The 17,467-nt window shown below is 63.8% G+C and carries 20 protein-coding genes, 1 tRNA gene and 1 pseudogene; 10 read left to right on the forward strand and 12 right to left on the reverse strand.

Annotation, left to right across the window (positions count from 1 at the left end):
* A complete protein-coding gene (locus ACSQ84_RS10625; RefSeq protein WP_436211616.1) occupies positions 1–1,617 on the forward strand; it encodes an ABC transporter ATP-binding protein in 1,617 nt (538 codons plus the stop codon).
* Positions 1,618–1,829: 212 nt separating this feature from the next.
* Here ACSQ84_RS10625 and ACSQ84_RS10630 read toward each other — a convergent pair whose 3' ends face one another.
* On the reverse strand, positions 1,830–2,690 hold the full coding sequence (locus ACSQ84_RS10630) for an alpha/beta fold hydrolase (protein ID WP_436211617.1): 861 nt from the start codon (positions 2,688–2,690) through the stop codon (positions 1,830–1,832).
* Positions 2,691–2,843: 153 nt separating this feature from the next.
* On the opposite strand from ACSQ84_RS10630, the gene ACSQ84_RS10635 reads away from it, so the two are divergent.
* On the forward strand, positions 2,844–3,587 hold the full coding sequence (locus ACSQ84_RS10635; RefSeq protein ID WP_436211618.1) for a lysophospholipid acyltransferase family protein: 744 nt from the start codon (positions 2,844–2,846) through the stop codon (positions 3,585–3,587).
* Position 3,588: 1 nt separating this feature from the next.
* Here ACSQ84_RS10635 and ACSQ84_RS10640 read toward each other — a convergent pair whose 3' ends face one another.
* The 3 genes from ACSQ84_RS10640 to ACSQ84_RS10650 form a co-directional block, all read right to left on the reverse strand.
* Entirely contained in the window at positions 3,589–4,515 is a 927-nt protein-coding gene (locus tag ACSQ84_RS10640; protein ID WP_436211619.1) for a patatin-like phospholipase family protein, read from the reverse strand.
* Between the two features lie 132 nt (positions 4,516–4,647).
* Complete coding sequence (locus ACSQ84_RS10645; RefSeq protein ID WP_436212266.1) at positions 4,648–5,205, reverse strand: TMEM175 family protein; 558 nt, start codon at positions 5,203–5,205, stop codon at positions 4,648–4,650.
* Between the two features lie 206 nt (positions 5,206–5,411).
* Positions 5,412–5,498, reverse strand: a tRNA-Leu gene (locus tag ACSQ84_RS10650).
* 173 nt (positions 5,499–5,671) lie between these two features.
* On the opposite strand from ACSQ84_RS10650, the gene ACSQ84_RS10655 reads away from it, so the two are divergent.
* Positions 5,672–6,109: a twin-arginine translocation pathway signal gene (locus tag ACSQ84_RS10655; RefSeq protein ID WP_436211620.1), complete on the forward strand. Its 438-nt coding sequence runs from the start codon at positions 5,672–5,674 to the stop codon at positions 6,107–6,109.
* 44 nt (positions 6,110–6,153) lie between these two features.
* Here ACSQ84_RS10655 and ACSQ84_RS10660 read toward each other — a convergent pair whose 3' ends face one another.
* A complete protein-coding gene (locus ACSQ84_RS10660) occupies positions 6,154–7,353 on the reverse strand; it encodes an FAD-dependent monooxygenase (RefSeq protein ID WP_436211621.1) in 1,200 nt (399 codons plus the stop codon).
* Positions 7,354–7,360: 7 nt separating this feature from the next.
* Positions 7,361–7,606, reverse strand: a complete 246-nt coding sequence (locus tag ACSQ84_RS10665) for a zinc-finger domain-containing protein (RefSeq protein ID WP_192734038.1) — start codon at positions 7,604–7,606, stop codon at positions 7,361–7,363.
* Positions 7,607–7,856: 250 nt separating this feature from the next.
* Here ACSQ84_RS10665 and ACSQ84_RS10670 point away from each other — a divergent pair, with 250 nt between their 5' ends.
* Together ACSQ84_RS10670 and ACSQ84_RS10675 are read left to right on the forward strand one after the other, a co-directional pair.
* Entirely contained in the window at positions 7,857–9,005 is a 1,149-nt protein-coding gene (locus tag ACSQ84_RS10670; RefSeq protein ID WP_436211622.1) for a hypothetical protein, read from the forward strand.
* A gap of 73 nt (positions 9,006–9,078) precedes the next feature.
* Positions 9,079–9,831, forward strand: a complete 753-nt coding sequence (locus ACSQ84_RS10675) for an alpha/beta fold hydrolase (RefSeq protein ID WP_436211623.1) — start codon at positions 9,079–9,081, stop codon at positions 9,829–9,831.
* Here ACSQ84_RS10675 and ACSQ84_RS10680 read toward each other — a convergent pair.
* On the reverse strand, positions 9,817–11,202 hold the full coding sequence (locus ACSQ84_RS10680; protein ID WP_436211624.1) for a hypothetical protein: 1,386 nt from the start codon (positions 11,200–11,202) through the stop codon (positions 9,817–9,819). The genes ACSQ84_RS10675 and ACSQ84_RS10680 overlap by 15 nt on opposite strands.
* A 224-nt stretch (positions 11,203–11,426) precedes the next feature.
* Between ACSQ84_RS10680 and cysE the strand changes: the two genes are divergently transcribed.
* Together cysE and ACSQ84_RS10690 are read left to right on the forward strand one after the other, a co-directional pair.
* Positions 11,427–12,254 carry a serine O-acetyltransferase gene (cysE, locus tag ACSQ84_RS10685; protein WP_436211625.1) on the forward strand — a complete coding sequence of 276 codons (828 nt, stop codon included), beginning with the start codon at positions 11,427–11,429 and terminating at the stop codon, positions 12,252–12,254.
* 107 nt (positions 12,255–12,361) lie between these two features.
* On the forward strand, positions 12,362–12,580 hold the full coding sequence (locus ACSQ84_RS10690; protein ID WP_436211626.1) for a DUF3126 family protein: 219 nt from the start codon (positions 12,362–12,364) through the stop codon (positions 12,578–12,580).
* Between the two features lie 169 nt (positions 12,581–12,749).
* Here ACSQ84_RS10690 and ACSQ84_RS10695 read toward each other — a convergent pair whose 3' ends face one another.
* On the reverse strand, positions 12,750–13,463 hold the full coding sequence (locus tag ACSQ84_RS10695) for a hypothetical protein (RefSeq protein WP_436211627.1): 714 nt from the start codon (positions 13,461–13,463) through the stop codon (positions 12,750–12,752).
* Positions 13,464–13,682: 219 nt separating this feature from the next.
* Between ACSQ84_RS10695 and ACSQ84_RS10700 the strand changes: the two genes are divergently transcribed.
* Both ACSQ84_RS10700 and ACSQ84_RS10705 read left to right on the forward strand, forming a co-directional pair.
* On the forward strand, positions 13,683–14,012 hold the full coding sequence (locus tag ACSQ84_RS10700; protein ID WP_436211628.1) for a DUF6949 family protein: 330 nt from the start codon (positions 13,683–13,685) through the stop codon (positions 14,010–14,012).
* Between the two features lie 117 nt (positions 14,013–14,129).
* Positions 14,130–14,660, forward strand: coding sequence for a gamma carbonic anhydrase family protein (locus ACSQ84_RS10705; RefSeq protein ID WP_436211629.1), 531 nt, complete (start codon positions 14,130–14,132; stop codon positions 14,658–14,660).
* Positions 14,661–14,853: 193 nt separating this feature from the next.
* Here ACSQ84_RS10705 and ACSQ84_RS10710 read toward each other — a convergent pair whose 3' ends face one another.
* Positions 14,854–15,114 (reverse strand): hypothetical protein, encoded by a 261-nt coding sequence (locus tag ACSQ84_RS10710; protein WP_436211630.1) that lies wholly within the window; start codon positions 15,112–15,114, stop codon positions 14,854–14,856.
* A 539-nt stretch (positions 15,115–15,653) separates the two neighbouring features.
* On the opposite strand from ACSQ84_RS10710, the gene ACSQ84_RS10715 reads away from it, so the two are divergent.
* On the forward strand, positions 15,654–15,806 hold the full coding sequence (locus tag ACSQ84_RS10715) for a hypothetical protein (protein ID WP_436211631.1): 153 nt from the start codon (positions 15,654–15,656) through the stop codon (positions 15,804–15,806).
* Between the two features lie 66 nt (positions 15,807–15,872).
* Here the strand turns inward: ACSQ84_RS10715 and ACSQ84_RS10720 are convergent, their stop codons facing one another.
* The 3 genes and pseudogenes from ACSQ84_RS10720 to ACSQ84_RS10730 all read right to left on the reverse strand — a co-directional run.
* A complete protein-coding gene (locus tag ACSQ84_RS10720) occupies positions 15,873–16,127 on the reverse strand; it encodes a hypothetical protein (RefSeq protein WP_436211632.1) in 255 nt (84 codons plus the stop codon).
* Between the two features lie 277 nt (positions 16,128–16,404).
* A complete protein-coding gene (locus tag ACSQ84_RS10725; RefSeq protein ID WP_436211633.1) occupies positions 16,405–16,920 on the reverse strand; it encodes a hypothetical protein in 516 nt (171 codons plus the stop codon).
* A 169-nt stretch (positions 16,921–17,089) separates the two neighbouring features.
* Positions 17,090–17,296 (reverse strand): annotated as a pseudogene (locus tag ACSQ84_RS10730) (alpha/beta hydrolase); the annotation flags it as partial.
* Positions 17,297–17,467 lie beyond the last annotated feature (171 nt).

A 17,467-nucleotide genomic window follows, 5' to 3' on the forward strand; every position in this document is an offset into this window, starting at 1 on the left:
GTGAGCAATATCGTCCTCGAAGTCTCAGATCTTTCCGTCGCCATCAGGGGCGGCGACCGGCCGCACGCCGTGCAGGGGATCAACCTGACCGTCGGTGCCGACGAGATCGTCTGCGTGGTCGGCGAGTCCGGCTCCGGCAAATCGGTGACGGCGCAGGCCGTGATGGGCCTGTTGCCGAAGGGCGCGATGCAGGTCGAGAGCGGCTCGATCCGGCTGCAGGGCGATCAACTGCTGACCAAATCCGATGCCGAGTTGCGCGCGGTCCGCGGCACCCGGATGGCCATGGTGTTTCAGGAGCCGATGACTGCGCTCAACCCGGTCGAGCGGGTCGGCGACCAGATCCGTGAAGTGCTGGAGATCCACACCAGCCTCGACCAGAAGCAGCAGCGCGCGCGTGTGCTCGATATCATGCGTGCGGTGCATCTGCCGGACCCCGAACAGATGATCGACGCCTATCCGCACCAGCTGTCGGGCGGCCAGCGCCAGCGGATCATGATCGCGGCCGCGCTGGTGCTCGACCCCGCTCTATTGATTGCGGACGAGCCGACCACGGCGCTCGATGTCACCACGCAGGCGCAGATCCTCAAACTCGTTCGGGAAATGCAGGGGCGCACGAAAACCGGCGTGCTGTTCATTACCCACGATTTCGGCGTGGTTTCCGAGATCGCCGACCGTGTCGTGGTGATGCAGATGGGCCGGATCGTGGAGCAGGGTCCCTGCGAGGAGGTGCTGCGGGCCCCGCGCGAGGAATATACCAAAATGCTGCTGCGCGCGGTGCCGAGCATGACGCCGCCGACGCGAACGCCGGTGACCGGTCCGGTGGTCTTGCAAACCGAGAATCTGTTCAAGACCTATGGCAAGCGATCGCTGCTCCAGCCGAAAGCGCGCGTCGTCGCCGCGGTCAAGGACGTCTCGCTGACGATCCGTCGCGGCGAAACGCTCGGCATTGTCGGCGAGTCCGGTTCTGGCAAGTCGACGGTCGCGCGCTGCGTCGCGCGGCTGGTCGACACCTCGGGCGGCGGCATCAAGATCGACGGCATCGATATCGCGGCGATGCGGGAGGCGCAGTTTCGTCCGATGCGCCGGCGCGTTCAGTTCATCTTCCAGGACCCATACCGATCGCTCAATCCGCGCCGCACGGTCGGTGAGGCCATCATCGAGGGGCCGATGAATTTTGGCGTCAGCCGCAAGGAGGCGCTGCAGCGCGCGCGTGACCTGATGGCGATCGTGCACCTGCCTCCGGCCGCGATCGATCGCTTCCCGCACCAGTTCTCCGGCGGCCAGCGCCAAAGGATCTGCATTGCACGGGCGCTGGCGATGGAGCCGGAATTGCTGATTGGCGACGAGCCGGTGTCGGCACTGGACGTCTCCGTGCAGGATCAGGTGCTCAAGCTGCTCGACGAGGTGCGCCGCAAGTTCAACTTGGCGGTGCTGTTCATCACGCACGATTTGCGCGTCGCAGCCCAGGTCTGCGACCGCATCGCGGTGATGCAGCGCGGCGTGATCGTCGAACAAGGCACCACGGCAGAGGTGTTTGCCGCGCCCCAGCACGAATACACCAGGGCATTGTTCGACGCCGCGCCTGGCAGGCACCAGGTATTCGCCGCCAGCGCCTGATGGCGCGTGGCTCTAGCAGTTGCGGTCGCGCACCAGTTCCGGGCCGTCGTTCACGAGCGGCGACGGGACCTGCGGCCGCTCCGAAGGAGAGCGCGGCTGATCCGGGGCCGGCTTGCTCGCCCTGGAATCCGGTTTCTCAGAAGGTCGTTCGCTAGCCATGTCGTCATGCTCCAATTGCTGCAGGACAACATTTTTGCCGGCATCCGGTTCCGTCAATCCGGGTGCGCCGCGAAATGCGCCAGTAACAATTCACTGACCCGTTCCGGCGCCTGATCCGCCGCGAAATGCCCGACGCCGGGCAGGACTTCGAATTGATAGGGCGCGGCGACGAAATCCCTGGTGCCTTCGGCGGCGACGCGGCCGACGGTGTCGTCGGCATCGCCCCAGATGTAGAGCGTCGGCACGCGAATCGGGCCGAGGGGTCCGCGAACCGCGCCGCGGGCGCGATACCAGGCCAGCGCCGCTTCCATCGTCTCCTTGTTGCCGAGCACGGCAAGGTGCGCCTCGATGGCGTCTGCGGGAACACCATTGGCGATCAGCCGATCGCGCAGCCATTTGCAATCGTCTGATAGCACGACATCGGCGGCGTCTGGCTCGAGGAACGCCTTGTGGTGTCGCGAGCGTTGAGCCTGATCGCCGTCGGCCATGTACAGCGCACGATTGAACGCGTTCGGATGGGGCCGCGAAAGGATGGTGAGTGAGGCCAGCCGCTCGTGGGAACGGTCGGCCAATCCCCAGGCGATGCTGCCGCCCCAGTCATGGCCGACCAGATGAAAACGCGCGGTGGCATAGCCCGAGGCTGCGGCGATCGCCATCGCGTCGTCCATCAGGCGATCGATCAGGTAATGCGAGAACTCGCGTGGATCCGGCCGCGCGCCGGGCGAGTAACCGCGCTGGCTTGGCGCCATCGCGCGGTAGCCCATATCGCCGAGCGCCGTGACCTGGGCGCGCCAGCAATGCATCGATTCCGCAAAGCCATGCAGCAGCAACACCAAAGGCGCGCCGGGCTCGCCCGCGACGAGGGTGTCGAAGGTGAGGCGCGGGGAGATGGTGATCTGTTCCAATGCCGGCACGCCGCAATCCTAGATAGACAATTCTGGCCGGTCCACGGCGAAACGGATTTTTCTTTGGGGGCGGGCGGTGGTGTGGCCGGGCCGGAATTATGCAAGACCCGAAAAGTACTGTATTTGGAGCCGGCAAATCGCAGAAGCTGAGGGATATTATCGTTGCATTACCTGAGGTCGGTCGTATTCGATGCCGCTGCGGTGATCTGGACACTCTTCCTGTCGCCGACATTGCCTTTTTTGCGGCTTTCCAACGCCAGCAGCGCGCAGGTTCGCGGAGTTTCGCAATTGTGGGCGAACGGGATCGTGTTTCTCCTGAAGTACGTGGTGGGGCTGGATTACAGGGAGCAGGGGCGCGAAAACATTCCGAATGGTCCATGCATCATCGCCTGCAACCATCAATCTCTGTGGGAGACGGTTGCGCTATCCGCAATCTTTCCCGACGCCAGCATCGTCGCCAAAAAGGAACTGATCGATCTGCCGATCGTCGGCTGGTACCTCCATAGGTACCCGATGATCCTGCTGGACCGGTCGGCGGGCCGCCAGGCACTGCGGCAAATGCTCGATGAAGCCAAGCGCGTGGTCGGCGAGGGCCGCAAGGTGCTGATATTTCCGCAAGGCACGCGTCAGGCCATTGGCGAGCCGGTGCTGTTCCATGCGGCGGGCATCGCCGCGCTGTATTCACATCTCGACATCCCGGTTTTGCCGACGGCGCATAATTCAGGATTGTTCTGGGGCAAGAAGACGCTGATGATTCACAGCGGAAAGATCACGCTCTCCTATCTCCCGCCGATTCCAGCCGGCCTCGATCGCAAGGAATTTCAGGCGAAAGTCGAGCGACTCATTGTCGAGGAGGCGGACAGGCTGATCGGGCAGCACAGGACCAGCGTTCGGGCCAACGCCTGAGCTAGCCCGCATGGAACTTTGCCTTCAGCGCGTCAGCATAACGACGGATGGCCTGGTAGCCTTCCTCCGCTCCCTTTTTGAGCAGGGCGGTCTCCAGCGTGAAGCGGCGCACCCTCGAATCGGTCATGGGACGCGCGATATAATCCATCGTGACGTTGCCGATATTTCTCTCGAAGATCAGGCGCAGATCATTGTTGATGCGTTCGGATCGGGACGCGTAGAGGTCCGCCAATACGCCTCCATAGACGAACCGCACGGCAAGCCATTCCAGCAGTGCGACCGGCTTGCTCTTCTTTCGCTCCAGTTCCTGATCTCGTCGCGTCAGCAGGACCAGCACGTGTGTGGCGGCTCGTTGCACCGCTGAGCGGAACGGGATCTGCTGGACCATGCCGCCGTCGACGAGTTGCTTGCCGTCGATGGTCACCGACGTGCCTCCGACGATCGGCATCGTGATGGTGCCTCTGAGGATGGCAAAGAACTGATCGGGCGTCGCATACCTCGAGTAATGCGTTTCCTGCGCATCCGTGGTGGTGGCTATGATGTGAAGCAGGTCCGGCGACTGGATGATTTTTTCCACGTCCAGCCGCTTGGTCGTGCGCATGACCTTATCCGTAATGAATCCCGTATCCATGATCGGCGCACCTCGCCACAGGCGGCGTGGATTGGTCACTTTCGAATTGTTGATGTCCTCATAGAAGATGCTCGTACCGAGACTGGCCTGGTCCGTCATCAAATAGGCGCCGGCGCAGGCACCCGCCGAAGAGCCGTGAATGGTATCGAAGCAGCCGGTCAGGCCGAGCTCCTGGATCGCGGTGACCATTCCGCCGGCCACAACGCCGCGCATTCCGCCGCCCTCGACGACAAGCGCGAGATGATACGGATCCTGCCTCGCGCCGCGAACGGAGTTTTGATCCAGTCGCAGACGCATGAGGTCTGCGACGCTTGGTTCCGACGGGGCGAGCATCACTGGTTTCTCGTGACGTCGAATAGGGTGAGCCGGGCAGCCAGGGGAATAGCGCTCTGCTGTTCCGGACTTATACCCGAACGAAGGGCGAGCAAGCTAGCGCGACCACCGTTCGGTGAGCCAGCCTGCGACCGGCGCGAAAAAGGCCAGGCACCAGGTGAACTGCGCCACCGCCGGGGCGAATGTGGCGATGGCTGTCCCGATCACGAATACCAGGATCGGGAATAACACCGTCACCCGTAAGGGCAGGTCGCGGCGGCCTCTGAGGGCAAGAATCCACAACAGCCCGTTCAGCGTGGCGATCGTCAGGAGATGAATCCCGTAGATCACGCCGACCACGCCGTCGAGCCGATAGCTGCCGTAAAGGCCGTTGGTCACCGGCAGGATGATGATCGACAGCAGAAACAGCAGATTGAGGAAGACGACGCCGCGGCTGGCTTCCGGCGCAACGGCGAGCCGCCGGTGATGGCTGAACCAGAACAGGCCGGCAACGACGAAGCTGATCGTCAGCGCGATGACCGGTTGCGCATAGACGCGAACGAGGTCGCCCCAGCCTGGCGCGCTGGCGAAACTGCCGGCCTTCGGCAGATCGTAGGCAAGCAGCGTCATGGCAACGCCGAAGATCGTGTTGCTCAGCATCTCCAGCCGGCGCATCTCGAAAAGACTGGTCTGCTGCAAAGTCGCTCCCCCGCCACCTTCGTCCCGGCATGGCTTGGCTTGCCCAGCTCTAGTTCGCAAGGGGCGCCCCCTCTGCCTCACCAGTCCGTCTTCGCTTTCGCTGCGCTCAAGCTACGCTGGACACGCTTCGGCCTGACGGCCTTCGCGTGGCTGCGCCACGCGTAGCCCGACAGGGCGAAGCGTGGTGCGGGCGGTGGGAGTCGAACCCACACGACGTTGCCATCGAGGGATTTTAAGTCCCTTGCGTCTACCAATTCCGCCACGTCCGCTTTAGCCACAACATCAGCTACTTAGCGCGATTGCCGGCGAAGTGGAAATGGGATAATCCGCCCCCGAAACCGCGCCCTTCGTTTAAGGGAACGCGCGGCCGGACGCAAAGCCTCAATGCGGACATCTGGTCCTGCTTTAGGCAATCTCAACGTTGTCCGGTTACGAAGGTCCGATGTTTGCACTCCTGTCCCATCGCCAGTCCTTTTTGCGAAGCCGCGCCGTGCTGGCGCTGCTCGCGGTCGGGGCAGCACTCTCCGGCTGTGCCAGCGTGGGCGACAACATGTCGACGGCTTTCGCCGATCCCGCCAGATACGATCTCTACGAATGCAACCACCTCGTGACCGAGCGCGTCAGGCTCGCCGCGCGCAAGGCGGAACTGCAGGGCCTGATGGCGAAGGCCGAAACCGGCGTTGGCGGGTCTGTCGTGGCGGAGGTTGCCTATCGCAACGAGCTTATTGCGACCCAGGGACAATCGAAATTTGCCGAGGAGGCCTGGCGGCGCAACAAATGCCAGGAGCCGTCACCGGAAGCCAAACCTGCTGTGGGCGCGGCGGCGGCGCCGCCCGCGCCAGCCGCAGGCGCCAGGGCATCCCGTCCTCCGCCGCGATGACGCGCTCCTTGCGCAATAGCTGCCGCGGAATGAGCGTCAGATGCTCACGCCCGCCAGTCGTAAATCCAGTCCTGCCGCGCCAGCATTCGCCTTGGGCCGAGTGACTTGATGACGAGATCGCGCGCGAGCGCGAGCGGCCCTGTCAGATGATAAATTTGTCCCGAGCGCCGGGCGGCGCGCTGGACCTGCAACACGCGGGCGCGCCGCAGCCGTCCGTAGCGCTTCAGGGCCGCCGGGATGCCGGCGGTATTTTCGCCGGAGCTTTCGCTCAAGGCTTTGGCCAGCACCGCGGCATCCTCGATCGCCATTCCCGCGCCTTGGGCTGCGAACGGCAGCATGGCGTGCGCGGCATCGCCGAGCAGCGCGATCGCGCCGTCGCTCCAGCCGCCGATATCGGGCACCGTGAACAGCGCCCATCGCCGCCATTCATCGACGGCGCCGATCAGCATTCGCGCGGTCGCCGGCCATTGCCGTGAGAACGCCGTCTTGATTTCATTGGCTTCGCCCGGTGCGCTCCAGCCCGGCCTGTTCCACGTCCCCGGCACGATGGCGACGACGTTGATTTGCCGCCCGCCCGAGATCGGATAGGCGACGAGATGGGCTCCTGGTCCCATCCACAGCTGCACGCGCGGCGAGGTATATTCGCGCGGCAACGCCGTCGCATCGAGCGTGCCGCGCCAGGCGATCAGCCCGGCGAATTGCGGCTGAATTTCCGGAAACAAATGATGCCGAACCGACGACCAGATGCCGTCGGCGCCGATCAGCGCCACCGCCAGTTCCTGTTGCCGCGCATTGCCGCGGCGCTGCACCACCGTCAGGCCTTTGGCATGCGCGGTGACGTCCTCGAACTGGCAGCCAAGCCGCAATTCGATGTCGGGACTGTCGTTGATCTCTGCCTGCAGCGCCGCCTGCAGGTCGGCACGATGCACCACCCAATAGGGCGCGCCGGCGCGGAAGTTCGCGGCCTCGCCGAGCGGCAGGCGGGCGATCTCGCCGCCATCGCGGGCGCTCATGATGTTGATGGATTCGGGCGTCACGGCGCGCGCGGCGAGCCGCGGCTGCAAGCCTAGTCCAACCAGGATGCGGCTGGCGTTGGGCGAAAGCTGCAGGCCGGCGCCGGCTTCTTCCAGCCGTTCGGCCTTTTCCAGAACGACGACGCGAAAGCCCTGCTTTGCCAGCGCCAGCGCTGCGGTCAGTCCTCCGATCCCGGCACCAGCGACAACGATGGTGCGCGTGACGGCCACCGACCTGTCAGGCGACTTTGTCCTTCAGCACGCATTCCGGGGGACGCGCTTCGCCGGCTTTGAGGTCGGCAGCAAAACGATAGAGCGTCGAGCAATAGGGGCAGATGATCTCGTTGTCGTTGCCGAGATCGAGGAAGACATGCGGATGATCGAACGGCGGATTGGCGCCCACGCACATGAACTCCTGCGAGCCGATCTCGATTACCGAAACGCCGGCGTCGTTGTGGAAGTGCGGGACGACATGGTCGGACATGGAATTCACCTTGGATGGCAATGACGGACGGACGCAATCAACGCGACGCGGCCGGTCGAAATGCCGCGCACCATACTGACGGGTTCCGTTGATTCCTAGAGCCCCGATTCTCGAAGATCGCCGCCGCACATTTGCTCATGCAAATTCGACACAATCTTGTCGTCCCAGAGAAGCCCTTCTTTCGTCGGGGACGTTGTGTCGCAAATGCGGCATATTATGTTGAGGGCAGCGAAAACCCAGGTTTTGCAGGATGAAGCGGGCGAAGCTCAGTTTGGCGGTGGCGGGCATGGCGGCAAGTATCGCCGTGGGTGCGGCGCTATGGACACACGCGCGCGACGCTTTTGCGGTCCTGGCGGCGCAGGACGATCCGTCCGAATTGGCCGATTTGAGGCTCAATTCTGCGCTGCGGAACAACCCGACGCTGGTGGCGGAACATATCGAGGCGGCGCTGGCGGCTGAAGACGCCGACCTCGCCGGCAGCTTCGTCGAACTTGCGCGCGACAGGAACATCGCCATTGGCGAAGCGCTGTCGAAGCGCGTCAACGACGCCGTCACGGACGCGAACTCAACCTCGCATTTTGCCAAACGTTTTGCCATCGGTCTGGTCACCGGCAACGCCGACGATGTCGCGAGCCTGTCGGGCACGGTGGCCGGCGATCTCGTCGTATTCGGCGATATCCGCGATGTGGTGCGCGAAGGCAAGCATCTGGCGATGGGCGAGGATACCGATCATTTGATACTCGGGCTCGCGACGGTGGGCCTTGCGGTGACGGCGGCGACCTATGTGTCGGTCGGTGGCGCGCTCCCGGTGCGCGCCGGGCTGACCATGGTCAAGGATGCCCGCAAGGTCGGACGCCTGGGCGAGGGGCTGACGCGATGGGCCGGCCGCTCGCTGCGCGACGTCGTCGACGGGCCGATGCTGCAGAAGGCGGTCGCCTCCGGCTCGGTGCTGCGGCCCGGCGCCACCATCAGTGCAATCAAGGCGGCGTTCCGCGCCGAGAAGGCCGGTGCGTTGGTTCGGCTTGCCAAGGATGTCGGCCGCGTCGGGGAAAAGGCCGGCACGCGCGGCGCGCTCGATACGCTGCGCATTGCCGAGGGCCCGAAGGATATCGCGCGCGCCGCACGGCTCGCGGAATCCAAGGGCGGCCAGACCCGGGCGATCCTGAAACTGCTCGGCCGCGGCGCCCTGCTGCTGGCGGCCGGAGCATTCAATCTGTCGCTGTGGGTATTCAGCGCGCTATTGGCCTTGTTCGGCTTTCTGTCGTCCATCAAGGCGGCCACCGAGCGGGCCACCATGGCGTACCTGCGCCGCAAGAAGGCGCGGCGCCTGCGAAATCACACGGCGGCTGCGGCGTTACCGCCGGGCCCGGCTCTGGCGAGCGCCGCCACCTGCGGCTAGACTTGCGATCGTTTTCCGATCGCACATTTTGAACTCCCCCAAATTGAACTCCCCAAAAAAAATGGAATTACGGATGCCGACTTTTCACAACGGCGATGTCGAAATTGCCTATCTCGACGAAGGTGAGGGTGATCCGATTGTTCTCGTGCACGGCTTCGCGTCGAGCAAGAACGTGAACTGGGTCTATCCGACCTGGGTTTCCGAACTAAAGAAGGCCGGCCGCCGTGTGATTGCGCTCGACAATCGCGGTCATGGCGATTCCGGCAAACTGTACGATGCCGCCAGTTACGAGATCGCGATCATGGCCGGCGACGTCGTCGCGCTGCTGGATCACCTGGGAATCGAGCGGGCCGACGTGATGGGCTATTCGCTGGGATCGCGGATGACGGCGGTGATGGCGTTGAGCCGGCCGCAGCGGCTGCGCTCGGCGATCCTCGGCGGCATCGGGATCGGGATGATCACGGGCGGTGGCCCCGGCGAAAACGTTGCGCTCGCACTCGAGGCACCGTCACTGGACGACGTGACCGATCCGGTGGGACGGACTTTTCGCGCTTTTGCGGACCAGACCCGTTCCGACCATCGGGCGTTGGCCGCCTGCCTGCGCGGCTCGCGGCGTCTGATGACGAGGGATGAAGCCGCCGGCATCAATGTGCCCGTGCTGATCGCGGTCGGCACGGCAGATGAGATCGCAGGCTCGGCGCAGGCGCTGGGCAAGATCATTCCGAACGCCGAGGTGCTGGATATTCCGAACCGCGATCACATGCGCGCGGTCGGCGACAAGGTCTACAAGGCCGGCGTCATCGACTTTCTCTCACGGCGAAACTGAGCCGTCGCGCAGTCCGTCCTCGCCGGAAAAACGTCGCGCCGCCGCAATCAGCACCACGAAGGTCGCGACCCACGCCATCCGCGCGCCATAGCGGTCATGCGGGCCGGAGATCACCGCGCAAATAAACGCGTTGCCGAGCACGGCGAAGGTGACGGTCCCTGCGAGGAGCGTGAGATCATCGAGCGGGCGCCGCCGGAGCCCGCCGCCGAACACGATCGCGGCCAGCAGCATCGAGGCAAGCGCCACCGGCACGTGGAGACGGTTGATGGCGACGAAGTCGAGCCGCCAGCGCTGCTGGTTTGCGGCGCGCATCGCCTTGAGCTGTGCTGGGATGTAACGCTCGATGATCCCGTAGGTGTGGCCAATCCATTCATTGGTGCCTTCGCCGGTCGCGACATGGACCAGTTGCCGCGCAGTTCCGGTGATCGCGGCCTCGACCTGCCTTGCCGGATACTCGGCCAGCGAACGCAGCACGATAAAGCTCATCTCGTCGCCCAGGCCCTGAAAGCGGCCAAGCGTGTTGAACACGCTGCTACCCCACAGAAATCGATCGGCAGTTGCAGGCAACTGGTCGCGATAGGGACAGAGCTTCAGCTGCTGCTGCGGACAATGCTCCTTGAGGTAACGCGCGACGATACCGTCCTGCAGCATTCGTCCGAAGGCGACGCCGTAGCCGCCGGGCGTCCATGCCAATTTTCCTGACAGTGCGAAATTCGCCGCCAGCAGCATCGCCGCGCCGACGACGAGGGTGAGGCTGCCCTGCGTCAGTCCGGAAACCGTGATCCGCCCGCGCAAAAACGGACGCACGATCCACCCCAGGCAGCACAGCCCGAGCAGCACCGCGAGCGTGGCGCTGTGCGTGGCCGCGGCGAACGCCGTCAGGGCGAACAGTGAACATTTTTCGACCGTCGAGGTTCGCTCGCCATGCGCGACCAGGATGAAGAGCGACAGCACCGACAGGCCGGCATAGATGTCGGTCAGAAGCGTGCTCGCAAGCCATGGCAGCGCGGTGGCCAGGACCAGCACCAGGCTCATTGCCAGCAACCGCAAGGGCTGGGCGATTTCAAAAGCGCGCAGCGTCAGCTGCAGCACCCACAGTGTCGCCAGCCCTTGGATTCCGAGATTGATCCAGAACGCGGAGTCCTCGCCGAAATGCAGATAGAGGCCGAACACCGTGGAGCGGCTGGGCACCAGGTAGCCTTCATACCAGCGTGCCAGATAGCCGCCGGTATCCCATTGGAGCAGCGGATAGCCGTTCCACAGGGCAGGGGCGAGCAACATCAAGGGGATGGCGATGGCGGCGATCCAGACCAGCCGAGAGTCGGCAATCCGCGCGCGCAAAATCTGCGTGTTGATCTGGCTTCCCCCCATTTTGACCAGCTTGCCCGGACGGCCGGGAGGCTGAAATTCGCCAATAGTCGGACGTTACCGGCTTGATTTACCGAAATCGCCAACCACCTTGAAATAACCCTAACCGATCCCGGGGGCGTTCGGCAGGGGGTTTACCCTGCCGATGCCTGCGCCGGGACAGCCATCCGTCCGCCGTGCTATAATGCGGGGCGAAACAAGCCGCGAGAACAAGCCGAGAGAAGCCAATGGCAGTGCATCAGGTAAGTCCGCAGGGTTCGAAGCTGGCAGCGCTCGATCCGATCTGGGATCGAGTACGAAACGAGGCCGAAGACATCGTTCGCCGCGAGCCGGAGTTGGCGTCCTTTATCTACTCGACCGTGCTGCATCACGAGCGGCTGGAAGATTCGGTGATCCATCGCCTGGCCGAGCGGCTCGATCATTCGGCGCTGTCGGGCGATCTGATCCGCCAGACCTATGACGAAGCGCTGCGCGACGAACCCGATCTCGGCAACGCTTTCCGCGCCGATCTGGTCGCGGTCTATGACCGCGATCCTGCGACGTCGCGCTTTATCGATCCCTTGCTTTACTTCAAGGGCTTCCACGCCCTGCAGACCCACCGGCTGGCCTACTGGCTGTACAAGCGAGGGCGCAAGGATTTCGCCTATTACCTGCAGAGCCGTGCGTCCGCGGTGTTCCAGACCGACATCAACCCGGCGGCGACCATCGGGCGCGGTATCTTCCTCGATCATGCGACCGGCTTCGTCTGCGGTGAGACGGCTGTGATCGAGGACGACGTTTCGATCCTGCACGGTGTCACGCTCGGCGGCACCGGCAAGGAGAACGAGGATCGCCATCCCAAGATTCGCCATGGCGTGCTGATCGGGGCCGGCGCGAAAATTCTCGGCAACATCGAGATCGGTCACTGCGCGCGCATCGCCGCCGGCTCGGTGGTAGTCAAGCCGGTGCCGCATAACGTCACCGTGGCGGGTGTTCCGGCCAAGATCGTTGGCGAGGCCGGCTGCGCCGAGCCATCGCGCACCATGGACCAGATGCTCGGCGCGATCGGGATCTGATCTTATCGCTTTCTGACCTGTCGATCTTGCGAAGATACGGCTGGCGGTCTGCGCCGTCTCGGCCTAAAACTCCCCGGAAACCTCATAATATCCGATTGGAGACCGCCGTGGACGTTCAGGAAGTCAGGAAGCTCGACACCTATCTCAAGCGCGTGTTCGGCAACCAGAAAATTCGCGTGGTGCCGCGACCGAAAAAAGATGATTCCGCCGAGGTCTATATCGGTGAGGAGTTCATCGGCGTCCTGTTCGTCGACGACGAAGACGACGATCGTTCATTCCAGTTCCAGATGGCGATCCTCGAGGAAGACCTGGTCGATCAGGGCTGAGACGCGGCCAACGCCGTAGGGTGGGCAAAGGCGCGCTTGCGCCGTGCCCACCATCCATCGACACCGTTGTTCTTGAGTGGTGGGCACGCGGAGTTTATCATCGGGCGCGCATTCGCGACCCGGTGGCTTTGCCCACCTTACGAAACCACGGCAACGCGCGTCTGCGCCGCTATTTTTGCGGCCCGTGCAATTGCGCTGTCAAACGGTTCATCGCATTGGCGACGTCGCGCCATTGCGATAGCCAGCTCCGCGGAAACCGGAATGTCAGGTCGGCGCCGTCGATACGGCGCTCGCTCAGGCACATTCCAGGCGTCACACCATCGCGCGTGCAGCGCGCGTTGAGGCCCGGTGCGTTGGCCGTGAACAGCTCTTCGTTGGCGTAGGGCGAGCCGTCGCGAAACGCGCGCATCGTCAGTCCGTCTTCGGCCGCTGTTGCGGCCGGCTCCAGATAGCGCGGATAGATGGTGCGGACGCGGGCGTCGGGCGCCAGCGTATCGTGGTGGGCCGAGATCGACAGGAAAATCCGGTCGATCGGCTGCACCTTTTCGTCGATCGTATCGGCGCTGATGTGCCGGGGCAACTCGGGCGCTTCGAGCGTCGGGAACGTGAAGCTGAGATCGACGCGCTCCTGCGGACCGGTGTGACGCTGGATCTTCCGGCGGATCGCCGGCGTCGGCACGTTGAACAAGGTGCCTCCGACGCTGACCGGCAATCGCGACGGCGCGTTGGCCGCACCGTTGCCCCAGGTCGGCCACAGCAAATAGGCGACCAGCCCGATCGCACCGGCAGTGACCGTGGCCGCCGCCATGATCAGGATCATGTGCGAGCGCGGGTCCTTGCGGGTATCGCGGGCGAGGTGCTGGGCCGTCGAAAGCAATGTCATGAACGAAGCGTCGGTTGAGTTCGAAATGGAGGCCGAATCACCCGCGAATATGCCACGGGCCGCGGGATTTCCGTATGATTTCGCCGACGCCGGCGCGGCGCGAGCCATGCGCAAACGGGGTCATGGCCGCCGGCTGTTAACCTTTTCTTAAGGATGCTGTGGCGGCGGGTCCGCGATTTTGCGAAAGCAGGGCGCGTTGTCCTGTAGCGGATCTGTTCCATGTCGCCCGATGCGTTGAATTCCCTGCTTTCCCTTTGCATCGGCTTTGCGCTCGCAGGCGCGTTGGCCAGCGGCTACCAGGCCATGGCGGCGCGGCCCGCCGGCTTCGGACTGCTTGGGCAAGGCGTGGCGCCGAAGACGCTTGCCGCGGTCCCGTTCCTGGTTTTTGCCGCTCCCTTCATCATCATGCGCAACACGCTGCGTGGCGCCAAGATCGAGCGCCGCCGCTTCGAATTCGTGATGATGGCGACCGTGCTCGCCGGCTTCTGGAGTCTGATGTCCGGCACGTTTTTCCTGATGACGCTGCGGGCCGCAGGCCTGCTCGCCTAATTTCTGCTCGCTTGAGGTCTGCCTGCTTGCGGCCTGCGCGCCTGGAACGCGGCGGCCGCTTCGCTTGATCACGCGCTAGCCTCTATGCCAAGCTCTTCGTGAACGGAGACTTTCGTCATGGCGATCTACGAACTTGACGGGCAGGGGCCTGAGCTTCCCGCGGATGGAAACTATTTCATCGCGGATACCGCCACCGTGATCGGCAAGGTCCGCCTCAAGAATTCGGCCAGCGTGTGGTTCGGTGCGGTGTTGCGCGGCGACAATGAGTGGATCGAGATCGGCGAACGCTCCAACGTGCAGGACAATTCGACCTGCCACACCGACCCCGGCTTTCCGCTGACGATCGGCAAGGATTGCACCGTGGGCCATAACGTTATCCTGCACGGCTGTACGCTCGAGGACGGCGCGCTGGTCGGGATGGGCTCGATCGTGATGAACGGCGCGAAGATCGGCCGCGGCAGTGTCGTCGGCGCCGGATCCGTCATCACCGAGGGCAAGGAATTTCCCGAGCTTTCCCTGATCATCGGCTCGCCGGCGCGCGTGATCCGCACGCTCTCGCCCGAGCAGGCGACGGCGATGGGACGCGCGGCGAAGTCCTACGCCATCAACGGGCCGCGATTCAAAAACGGCCTGAAGAAGATCGACTGAATGCAGCGTCAGGTGTCCCCGGAATCGTTGGCCTCGCCGCGCCGGCAATCTGTTCGTGCCCGGCGGCCCAGGGCGCATGCTGCTCGCTGCCGTCCTGATCTGGATTTCCTTCAGCCGGGATTTGGCGAAGCGCTGGAAAGTCTTGCGCGCTTGCGAAATGCGTCCTTGAGATCGATCGGGATGCCGTACTTCTTCAACACGTCAGCAAAGGCTTCATCGGTCGATTCCTGAATTGTCGCCATCCGGTCGCGTGGGTCGCCTTGTCGAAGGTGTCGTCGTCGAAGGCGATCAGTTGATGCAAGAGTATTCGGCTCCAGCATACCGGGGATGCTTCGTCCAACCAGCCCAATCGCATTTGTTCCGGAACAAAGCGCTGTGCGCTGCGGTTAGCAGCGAAAAGGGAGGCTGCGATGAAAACAGCACATGCAACTGCCGCGATCGCCATGATCGCCATTTTGATCTCGCCTGTCGTATCGTCTGCGCAAGGCACGGGCGGCAGCGCCGGCGGAGCCTCCGGCGGCAGCACGGGAAGCGCCGTCGGCTCGCCCAATGCCGGGGCGGTCGGCGCGGGACCAGGCGGCGCCGGCAGCGCGCCGGCCGGTCCGGGAAGTGGCGCTGGCCCGAGTAATCCCGGCAGCGATCCGGGGGGCGCAGGCAGTTCAGCAAGGCTTCCATCACCGCCTCCGCCAGGAACCAACAGCGCCGGGACGGCTCAGTCATCCGGCCCGGGCTTGAACACCGCACCCGGCACGACCACCGGTTCGGCGAGTTCGCAAAGCACCGATGCCGCGATTGCAGAGGAGAACAAGGCGATGGATCGCAAGCTGAAAAGTATTTGTCGCGGCTGCTGATCCGGCGCCGAACCGGTCGCACAGAAACTAATCCTGCCAGGTTCGCATTCGCGAGGTGATTTCCTGCGGTTCCGGTGTTATACCACCGGGACCGTTTTTCAATTGCTGCTACGCCGCTTGCCTTGCATCAGGGGAGTTGGACATGCTCACGGTCCCGGCTTTGACGTTGGTGTTCTTGGGCGTTGTCGTCGCCCTGGGTGCCGCCTTCATCTGGATGTTTTGGGAAATCGAGCAGGGGATGATCAAGCCGCGTCGCGGCATCGATCCCCTGGAAAAGACCTTCCTCGAGAAATAGCACGCCTCGAGAAATAGCAAGCGGCTGCACGCGCCCCTGATGTCTGCCGTTGCTTGCGGACGCGGATTAGCTCAGCACGCCGTATTTCCTGAACCAGGCCCGCATCTGCGCCTGCGCCCATGCGTCGTCGGGGCGCCCGGATTCAGCAAACAATGCCGGCGAAACGCAATCACCTGCCTGCGAGGTAGAGTTCAGGTTCGGAAAACGCCGGGTGGGGAGAAAGAGAGCAAAAAAACAAGGCCGTCGACGCAATATACCGTCAACGACCTTGCCAGCCCCGGATATTGAAATCGGCTCACGCCATCCGGTGAACTGCACCATGCCGGGGATTCCCGCGGCCATATGTGAACCAGTTCACACTCGGAACACAAAATTGGCAGGAAGCGGATTTTAATCGCCCGCGGGGGAGAAACTGCCACCGGGTGGCCTGCCGCCGGGCAAGGAGGGCCGGAGCTGAGCGTGCCGGTCCAGGGACGGAAGCTCGGACACGTCACGGTCGCCACCGCAAAGGGCGGCCGGACCACCTGGCGGTATCGCGAAGGTGGCTTGTCCGTTGTTCTGGTAAGTGGACGGGGACGGCCCGCGTCCGCGGCGAGTCTCAGCTCGACCTGCCGCGCTTGAGTTTGGCGCTCTTGGCCGCGCGAGGCTTGACCGCCTGCGATTTCCTGACCGACCGCTTGCGGGTCGAGGGTGCGGCGGCCGGTTCGGACGCCTGCGCGCTCGCGAACGATTGCCGCAGGCCGTCGATCGATTCCGTCAGGGTGCCGACCTGTTCGGAGAGCTTTCTGGTGTCGGCCTGCTGCGCGGCGAGCAGGCGGCGCACGGTCAGCAATTGATCCTGGACGACCTGCAGCTGGTCGATCGATTCCTGCTGGGTGGCTTCGAGGCCCTTGGTCTTCTCGACCAGCTGTTCGGACGCCTGCGCGGTGCGCGCCTGCAATTGCCTGACGGCAACGACACGGTCGGTTTCGGGCGCGGTGCCGGTATAGGCGCGCCACAGCGTGATGGAGCCGATGCCGAGCACAACCACGACGAAGGCGATGGCGGCGATCGCGATCGGCTGACCACCGATACGCGCGATGGCACTGGTATTCCGGGGGGCGAGTTCGATCATGAGACTGCAAATCCGGACGTCATTTCAATGTCTCCGATTACCACAGGCTTGGCAGCGCCGAAACCCGGGATTCGCCAGATCGAGGCGGGATTCCGGGTAAAACATCAATAATTACGGGCTTTTGTGCTGGAAAATGGCCTTGAATGGCCTCACGACCCGCCCACACGCTCTACGGCGGCTCACGCGGATGCGCGCGGACAAATTGCCCCGCCTTCGCCAGCGCGCGGCAGCCGTCTTCCAATCTCTCATTCCGGAGCGGCCACGCGTGGATCATGTGCGGCCAGATTTCGAGGCTCACTGCGACGTCGGCCGATCCGGCGGCGGCTGCCAGTCGCGTGGCGTCGGCCAGCAGCGTCTCTGCCGAGCCGATTTGGACGGCGCCAGCCCTTCGCGGAACGGCAATTCTCTGGTTTGCGGGGGTGTTCGCTGTGCGGACGTGCGTGTAAATACCGGCAATGACCGAAACTCTTAAATCGACATTGCGGCCCGTCACCCCGCCGGTTGGCCCCGCCAGAACAACAACGATCTGGGCTACCCCAGAGAGCAG

It is taken from the genome of Bradyrhizobium sp. LjRoot220 (genome assembly GCF_964252915.1).
GTDB lineage: Bacteria > Pseudomonadota > Alphaproteobacteria > Rhizobiales > Xanthobacteraceae > Bradyrhizobium.

Bases quoted from the DNA above. Each gene is read 5' to 3' on its own strand.
- ACSQ84_RS10675 (WP_436211623.1), top strand. From the start codon at position 9,079: ATGCCGACTTTTCACAACGGCGATGTCGAAATTGCCTATCTCGACGAA.
- ACSQ84_RS10640 (WP_436211619.1), bottom strand. From the start codon at position 4,515: ATGCGTCTGCGACTGGATCAAAACTCCGTTCGCGGCGCGAGGCAGGAT.
- ACSQ84_RS10715 (WP_436211631.1), top strand. From the start codon at position 15,654: ATGCTCACGGTCCCGGCTTTGACGTTGGTGTTCTTGGGCGTTGTCGTC.
- ACSQ84_RS10655 (WP_436211620.1), top strand. From the start codon at position 5,672: ATGTTTGCACTCCTGTCCCATCGCCAGTCCTTTTTGCGAAGCCGCGCC.
- cysE (WP_436211625.1), top strand. From the start codon at position 11,427: ATGGCAGTGCATCAGGTAAGTCCGCAGGGTTCGAAGCTGGCAGCGCTC.
- ACSQ84_RS10700 (WP_436211628.1), top strand. From the start codon at position 13,683: ATGTCGCCCGATGCGTTGAATTCCCTGCTTTCCCTTTGCATCGGCTTT.
- ACSQ84_RS10725 (WP_436211633.1), bottom strand. From the start codon at position 16,920: ATGATCGAACTCGCCCCCCGGAATACCAGTGCCATCGCGCGTATCGGT.
- ACSQ84_RS10645 (WP_436212266.1), bottom strand. From the start codon at position 5,205: ATGCGCCGGCTGGAGATGCTGAGCAACACGATCTTCGGCGTTGCCATG.
- ACSQ84_RS10665 (WP_192734038.1), bottom strand. From the start codon at position 7,606: ATGTCCGACCATGTCGTCCCGCACTTCCACAACGACGCCGGCGTTTCG.
- ACSQ84_RS10720 (WP_436211632.1), bottom strand. From the start codon at position 16,127: ATGGTGCAGTTCACCGGATGGCGTGAGCCGATTTCAATATCCGGGGCT.
- ACSQ84_RS10680 (WP_436211624.1), bottom strand. From the start codon at position 11,202: ATGGGGGGAAGCCAGATCAACACGCAGATTTTGCGCGCGCGGATTGCC.
- ACSQ84_RS10695 (WP_436211627.1), bottom strand. From the start codon at position 13,463: ATGACATTGCTTTCGACGGCCCAGCACCTCGCCCGCGATACCCGCAAG.
- ACSQ84_RS10710 (WP_436211630.1), bottom strand. From the start codon at position 15,114: ATGGCGATCATGGCGATCGCGGCAGTTGCATGTGCTGTTTTCATCGCA.
- ACSQ84_RS10705 (WP_436211629.1), top strand. From the start codon at position 14,130: ATGGCGATCTACGAACTTGACGGGCAGGGGCCTGAGCTTCCCGCGGAT.
- ACSQ84_RS10670 (WP_436211622.1), top strand. From the start codon at position 7,857: ATGAAGCGGGCGAAGCTCAGTTTGGCGGTGGCGGGCATGGCGGCAAGT.